Below are 6,767 nucleotides of genomic sequence, written 5' to 3'. Positions count from 1 at the left end.
TTACTCATCCTTGCCGGCCCCACCTACCACGGCCAGCCCCTCACCCACCCGCCGCTGGTCATCGAAGGCGGCACCATCGTCGACCCCCTGACCGGTGACGCCGTGGAGGACGGTGTGCTGGTGCTCGACGGCGGCAAGGTGGCCGCCGTCGGAACGCGCGACGAGACGCGGAAGGCCGTTGCCGCCGTCGCGGGCCGTGCCCGGGTGCTGAATGCCACCGGGCGCTGGGTGCTGCCGGGGCTGGTGGACGTGCACGTCCACGCGAACGCGCTGGCCGATGCGCGGCTCATCCTGCAGGGCGGCGCGACGAGCGTGCGGAGCGGATCGAGCAGCTTCTACCAGGACGTGGCGCTGGCGGCGCTGCCGGGCTGGGCGCCCGGGGTCTCGCCGCGGATGACACCGGCCGGGCTGTTCGTCTCCCCCGACCTCGGCGATTCGCTGCTGGCCGATCCGGACCTCGCCCCGCTCGCCACGTTGCCTACGGGCGTCCGCGAGACGGGGGACCTTGCTTACCTCACCCGGGTGAACCTCGCGCGCGGGGCCCAGGTCGTCAAGACACGGGCCAACCCGCGCGCCGGCCTTCCCGAGCAGGATCCGCGCGAGCTGGTGTACAACCAGGAGCAGCTGTCCGCCGTGGTGAAGGCGGCCAACGGTGCGGGCGTCCTGTGCCACGCGTACAGCGCCGAGGGGATCGACGGCGCCGTCCGGGCCGGGGTGCGCAGCATCGAGCACGGCGTGTTCGTGTCCGAAGGAACCATCGCGGAGATGGCGCGCCGCGGCACCTACTTCACGCCCACGATGGATGCGATCACCAGCATGGCGTCCTCGCCGAACCCGGTTCTGGCCGCGCGCGGCCAGGAGTACACGCCCATCCTGCAGGCCGCAGTCCTCGCTGCGAAGGAGGCGGGCGTGACCATCGTGGCCGGCACGGACTCCTTCGGCACCGACGTCACCCCGATCGGCACCGAGGCGCGGCTGCTCGCCGAGGCCGGGCTGTCTCCGCTGGAAGTGCTCCAGGCGGCCACCACCCACGCGGCCAACCTGCTGGGAGTGCGCGACGTCGGCCGCCTGGTCCGCGGCGCCCGGGCCGATGCGATCGTGGTCGACGCCGACCCGCTGGCCAGTGCTTCGGCGCTGGAGCAGGTGCGGGTGGTGGTAGCGCAGGGCGCGGTAGTGCGGAACGAGCTCTAACGACGAATGCCGTGGATACCTTTGCTGGTATCCACGGCATTCCGGTGAGGCTTACTCGCAGCCGACGCCGTCCCTGTCCCTGTCGAGGTGCGTGCCGTAACCGGGTGAACCAGCGTAGACCGGTGCCGCGCCGGCAGCCCGCGCAGCCGAGCAATTCGCGTAGTAGACGGCGGCAGGCGCGGGGGCCTGCGCAGCCTTTTGCGCCGCTTGGGCAGCCGCGGCTTCGGCAGCCTGGCGGGCTGCGGCATCCCGGGCAGCCTGCTCAGCTGCGGCCTGAGCAGCAGCCTGGGCTGCCTGTTCGGCTGCCACCTTCTCAGCAGCTGCCTTCTCCGCAGCGGCCTTTTCCACAGCGGCCTTTTCGGCGGCTGCCGCAGCCGCTGCCGCTGCCGCTGCAAGGACACGCTTGGATTCCGCTTCAGTCATCCATACCAGGCGCTGGTCACTGCCTAGGGTGCAAACCAGGGTCTGGCTGTTGTACTTCTGGGTCGCAGCGGCCGTGGTGCACACGGAATCAGTAGGGTTCGTTGCACTCGGCGTTGGTGTCGCCGTGGCAGTGGCAGTGGCAGTGGCCGTAGCGGTTACAGACTCCTTGGAAGTAAGGCTTGCTTGGGTTCCTGTTCCGCAGCCCGCCAATGCGACTGCTGCCAGGACGACGATGGGGTACAGCTTCTTCAATGTTTTCCCTTTTTGAGTGATGACTGGATCAGGTTTCGAGAGTGTGGGTCTTAGCCTTCGCAGGCCACGCCGTCCTGGTCGCGGTCCAGCCCGGCGCGGTAACCGGCCTGCCCGGCGTAAAGCGGAGCCGCACCGGCAGCCCTGGCGGCCGTGCAGTTGGCGTAGTAGGCAGCCGCTGGAGCCGGCACAGCAGGAGCGGGTGCCGGAGCCACGGGTGCCGGAGCAACCGGGACAGGTGCGGGTGCAACCGGTGCGGGTGCAACCGGCGCAGGAGCCGGGGCCGCGGGAGCCGGTGCCACCGCCGCCGGTGCAGGCTCGGCCACGACCGGTGCCGGCGGCGCAGCTGGGGGCTCCGCGTTCGTCGGCGCCAGCTGTCCGCTGCAGTCGGCCAGGATCCGGGCCATGGCGTCGTGCTCCGCCTGGGTCACCCACAGCCCGTAGGTGGTCTTCACGGAAATCTGCCGGGCGACGTACTCGCACCGGAAGCCCTTGTTCGGCGGCAGCCAGGTGGCGGCGTCGCCGTCGCCCTTTTTCTGGTTGGTGGGGCCGTCCGTCGCCTGCAGGTTCAGCGGATCGTTGGCGAACGCTGTCCGCTGTTCCGTGGTCAGCTGCTGGGCGCCTTTCTGCCATGCATCGCTGAGCGCCACCACATGGTCGATCTGCACCGCCGTGCTGGTGGCCTGCCCTCGCAGGAATTTGATGCTCCTGCCCGTGTACGGGTCGTCGAGCATGCCCGACTTCACCTTGCAGGGGACGCTGTTCACGTAGCTGACAGCTGTGAGGTCGCGCTTGAGCATGTCGTTGCGGGTGTCACAGCCGTTCCGGTCCACATCCACCCACGCCTGGCCGAACAGCGCCCGGTCGTACCCCGTCTTCGGCGCCCTGCCCTTGATGGGAAGAGTGGCCAGCAGGTCGATCGCACGGGTGGCGAACGCGGGCTGCTCCTTCGGAGCAGTGACAGGGGCGCCGTGCGCCACCAGGTAAGGCGTCTCCGGATCCAGCGGTGCGCCCGTCTCCTGGGCAGTGGGAACGGACGACGGCGTCGCACTGGCTGTGGCGGTTGGCCTCGCCGTGGCCGTGGCGGCCGACGCCGTGCTTCCCGAGACGGCCGCTTCCAGGTCCGCGGTGGAAACCCGCGGCATGGTTGCGCCGCCGGCAAGGAGGAGGGCGAACGACGTGGCGAGCGCGACGGCGCCGGCCTTCCGTTTGGCAGGCAGCCACGCCCAGGACCGGCGTCCGGTCAGGAGGACGTACAGGCCTGTGAGCCCGGCCGCGATGGCCAGGAACACCAGCGCACCGCCAAGTCCACTGCTCAGCGACCCCAAAAGCACGAAAAGAGCGGTAATGACTCCGACAATGATTGTGGAGGCGAGCGGTTTGCGCGGCGGTCTGGGCGCAGGTTGGTAAGGACCCCTCAGGGCCTGGTATTCGGACATCAATTCCCCAGCTATCTGAGCCCGAAAAGGCCCCGCAATTGCCGGGCTTGCTGCTAAACGCGACAAATGATTCGCCGTTGAGCCTATTAGTCCGGCTACACCAAATTTCCGCATTCCGGCTTTCCTCACCGAAGATTGTGCAGCCCTTGAGCAGATCTTGAGCATGCCTGTCGCACTTGAATTTTTTCGCTTAACAATTGGGGGATCCGCTGGGCCGGACGATGCTTGTCTTCGCCTTTGGTCCGCCCTACCGTGAAGGGAAAAGCGGCCGAAGTGCAGGTGCAGGCATGCGGACTCGTGAGGTGTGGTCACGCTGCCTCCTGCTGTGCTTGCTGACTGCCTGCATTGCTGCCGTCCCCTCCCCTGCCGCCTCGGCTCCCGCTGCTGATCGCGCCACCGCGGAGCAGACCTACGACGCCCTCGATGCCTTCCTCCGGGAGCAGATCGACGCCCTCGGAATCCCCGGTGCTGCCGTCACCGTCATGCAGGACGGGAAGCAGGTGCACTCGGCCGCCTTCGGCCGCGCCGATGATTCCGGACGGCCCATGACGGTCCAGACGCCGGTCCTGCTCGCGTCCACCAGCAAGTCACTGACCGCGATCGCGGTGATGCAACAGGTGGAGGCCGGCCGGCTGCGGCTGGATGAGCCGGTGCAGGCCTACCTGCCCTGGTTCACGCTTGACGACAGCCGTTCCCCGTCAATTACGGTGCGGCACCTGCTGCACCAGGCCAGCGGCATGGCGTCCAGGGACACCGCCTTCGAAGCCTCCCTCGACCAGGGCCCGGAGGCCCTGGAAGAAGAGGTCCGGGCATTGGCTGACGCCACCTTGGCTCGTACGCCGGGCGAGGCATTCCACTACGCCAACGCCAACTACAACATCCTGGGCCTGCTGGTGCAGACGGTCTCCGGGCAGCCGTTCGGGCAGTACCTGGAAGACCATGTTTTCGGGCCGCTGGACATGGCGCACACCCACCCCACCCGTGCCGCCGCCCGCGCCGGCAACGCCGCCGCAGGATACTCCCGCTGGTTCGGCTCCTTCTGGCGCCAGACGGACGTGCCCGCTCCCTCGTCCGGGATGCCCTCGTCCACGCTGTACTCCTCCGCGGAGGATCTGGGCCATGAGCTGATCGCCCTGCTCGACGGCGGCCGTTACGGTACGGCAGAGATCCTCCGGCCCGGGACCGTGGAGACAATGTTCGAGCCGCGCGTGCAGGTTGAAGGATCCAAGGAGTACGCCATGGGCTGGTTCACCCGGCCGCTGGTGGAGTCCGCCGGCCCTGGCATGGCCGTCCCCGAGGAGGCGTTGCCCCGACTCCTTGAGCACCAGGGCGAGTGGGGCAACAGCCACACCTACCTGGGCATGGTCCCGTCCTCGGGGCTGGGCCTCGCGCTGGTCATCAATGCCAACGACGCCGCCGCACCGTCACGGTTGAAAGCCATCGACACGAACGTCCTCCGGATCCTCCACAGCCAGGAACCGGTGCCGGCCGTAATTTACGAGGACTGGCTCCAGCGGTACAGCTGGGCGGTGGCCCTGGGACTGCTGCTCGCGGAACTGCTGAGCCTGTGGCTGGGCGCGCGGTTCCTGCTCCGGCAGGGACCTGCGCGTTTTCCCGCCGTCTATGTGGTGGCCGCCCTGGCCCTCGACGCCTTTGTCCTGTGGCTGAGCCTGGACTATGCCCCGAGCCGGTTCGATACGCATCTGCTGGTGGTCATCCGGCAGTTTCCCGACGTCGGCCTGTTCCTGGTGCCGGCACTCGCCCTGGCCATCGTCTGGCCGATCCCCCGTACACTGCTGCTGCTCCAGCTTTCTCGGCCCGGGACTACAGGCCGCGTGCAGGGCAACCGCTACCCCTCGCAGGCCACGCCGTCGGAATCACCATCGAGTCCGGAACGGTAGCCGGGGGAACCGGCCAGGCCTTCCAGGACAACAACTGCGACGGCTGCCCCATCCTCTGTCCGCAGGCACTCCCCCACCTGGGTAGCCCGGGTACGGAGAACCTTGGTTTGGTCCAAGGCATCTGCGAGCCGGTCCGTTGTGAGGTTGCGGTACGGGATCGGCTTCGGTGCAAGCCCGCCTCGCTGCAGCACACGTCCCCAGAACGGCTGGTCGGCAATGAACGGGACCACCACGGAGGGAATGCCGGCCCGGGCGGCGGCATGGACGGTGCCGGCCCCGCCGTGGTGGATGGCGGCAACAGCCCGCGGAAGGACAAGGTGGTGTGGCAGAGATTCCCTGACCAGGACGTCATCGCCACGGGCTGCTGCGGGAATCTCGATGCCTCCCCATCCCTCGGCGGCCAGCGTTTTCAGGCCGTTCCTGCGCGCGGCAGCGACGATGACCTCACCCCGTTTCCTGGCGTCACCGGCTTTCATGGGACCGAACCCGGCGTAGACAAAATCCCTACCGGCAATGAACTCCTTCAATTCATCGTCGGCGTCTACCAGCCGTGGTTCTCCCGCCCAATGACCGGTTAGATGGACCCTCGGCGACCAATCGGCCGGGCGGGTCAGCAAATGCGGGCTCACGGGCACCAGGGAATGTCCAGCCTGCGATTGCCGCTCAGCACCCGCCGGCAAGGGCTTCAAGGCTGCAGTGAGCTCATTCCTGAACATCAGAGTAGCCGCCTTGACGGCCTTGTAACTGGCACGGTTCAGGGGTCCCAGGTTGGCGGTGGTGATGAATGGTGCCGGAAACTCCTTGGGGGCGTCAGTGGCACAGTCTCCACAATGGCGGATGGAACTCCAAGATGGGCTGCTGCCATCGGCGCGCTCAAGACCTTCGGGTGGTAGACAACAACATCCGGGCCGAATGCCAGGATGTGCTCCACAGCGGCGGACAACAGCCTGCCCACCGCCGGCCGGATCACAGACCGAAAGGCTGCGCCTGCACGCCATGGAGACACTCCCTGATCGCTAACCAGCTGGGCAAAATCCATCCGCAGGCTAACCGTGTCCACGCCTGCCGTGGCTGCTCCGGAATTGTCAGGAATTGCCAGCCGTACCTGGTGTCCCCTCGCTTCAGCAGCGCGGGCCAGTGCCAGGAAGGGTTCAACGTCACCGCGGGTGCCGGCAGTCAGCAGCATGATTTTCATGATCTGTCGCCTACGCTGCGGTTCCAGTCGTGGTGCTGGCGGGGGCTGTTACTACCAGTTGTGCTGAATGCAGCCATGGGATGTCCGCTCCTCGAGACGTTAGGATAACGCCGACGGCGGCGCCGGGCGTTTTCCGCAGGCTCATGTCTGCGGGCCGACCAGGCTTCCCGGCTCTCCGGTCCACAGCATACAAGCGCCTGGAGGATCGGAAAAGACTGGCACCAGATGCTCCATGGTCACCAGAGCAAGCGGGTCAAACGTCTCTGTGGCTGGTGTGTTAAATGCGGGAGGCCCCAACCTGTGGTTGGGGCCTCGACCGTGATGTGTTGTCCGGCGGTGTCCTACTCTCCCACACCCTCCCGGGTGCAG

General features: G+C 67.5%; 6 protein-coding genes. 2 read left to right on the top strand and 4 right to left on the bottom strand.

The genetic code is table 11. The features are described from left to right. The coding region (locus AC5RTT_RS19140) for an amidohydrolase family protein (protein ID WP_494146512.1) at window positions 1-1,191 on the top strand (1,191 nt) is incomplete at its 5' end. Between the two features lie 51 nt (window positions 1,192-1,242). Here AC5RTT_RS19140 and AC5RTT_RS19135 read toward each other — a convergent pair. Further along, on the bottom strand, window positions 1,243-1,614 hold the full coding sequence (locus AC5RTT_RS19135; RefSeq protein ID WP_494146511.1) for an excalibur calcium-binding domain-containing protein: 372 nt from the start codon (window positions 1,612-1,614) through the stop codon (window positions 1,243-1,245). Between the two features lie 302 nt (window positions 1,615-1,916). Then, the gene (locus AC5RTT_RS19130; protein WP_494146510.1) at window positions 1,917-3,197 is read right to left on the bottom strand and encodes a GmrSD restriction endonuclease domain-containing protein; all 1,281 of its coding nucleotides are present in this window, start codon (window positions 3,195-3,197) and stop codon (window positions 1,917-1,919) included. A 392-nt stretch (window positions 3,198-3,589) separates the two neighbouring features. Here AC5RTT_RS19130 and AC5RTT_RS19125 point away from each other — a divergent pair, with 392 nt between their 5' ends. Beyond that, on the top strand, window positions 3,590-5,203 hold the full coding sequence (locus AC5RTT_RS19125) for a serine hydrolase domain-containing protein (RefSeq protein WP_494146509.1): 1,614 nt from the start codon (window positions 3,590-3,592) through the stop codon (window positions 5,201-5,203). Here AC5RTT_RS19125 and AC5RTT_RS19120 read toward each other — a convergent pair. Next, window positions 5,152-5,832: a nucleotide disphospho-sugar-binding domain-containing protein gene (locus tag AC5RTT_RS19120; protein ID WP_494146508.1), complete on the bottom strand. Its 681-nt coding sequence runs from the start codon at window positions 5,830-5,832 to the stop codon at window positions 5,152-5,154. The genes AC5RTT_RS19125 and AC5RTT_RS19120 overlap by 52 nt on opposite strands. A 125-nt stretch (window positions 5,833-5,957) precedes the next feature. Then, window positions 5,958-6,398, bottom strand: coding sequence for a glycosyltransferase (locus AC5RTT_RS19115; RefSeq protein ID WP_494146507.1), 441 nt, complete (start codon window positions 6,396-6,398; stop codon window positions 5,958-5,960). Window positions 6,399-6,767 lie beyond the last annotated feature (369 nt).

This window comes from Arthrobacter sp. Y3221157 (assembly GCF_059089865.1).
This window is presented reverse-complemented; position numbering and strand designations above follow the sequence as displayed.

What these genes read in the sequence shown, in the direction of transcription:
- AC5RTT_RS19125 (WP_494146509.1), top strand. Translation starts at nt 3,590, where the DNA reads ATGCGGACTCGTGAGGTGTGGTCACGCTGCCTCCTGCTGTGCTTGCTG.
- AC5RTT_RS19135 (WP_494146511.1), bottom strand. Translation starts at nt 1,614, where the DNA reads ATGACTGAAGCGGAATCCAAGCGTGTCCTTGCAGCGGCAGCGGCAGCG.
- AC5RTT_RS19115 (WP_494146507.1), bottom strand. Translation starts at nt 6,398, where the DNA reads ATGAAAATCATGCTGCTGACTGCCGGCACCCGCGGTGACGTTGAACCC.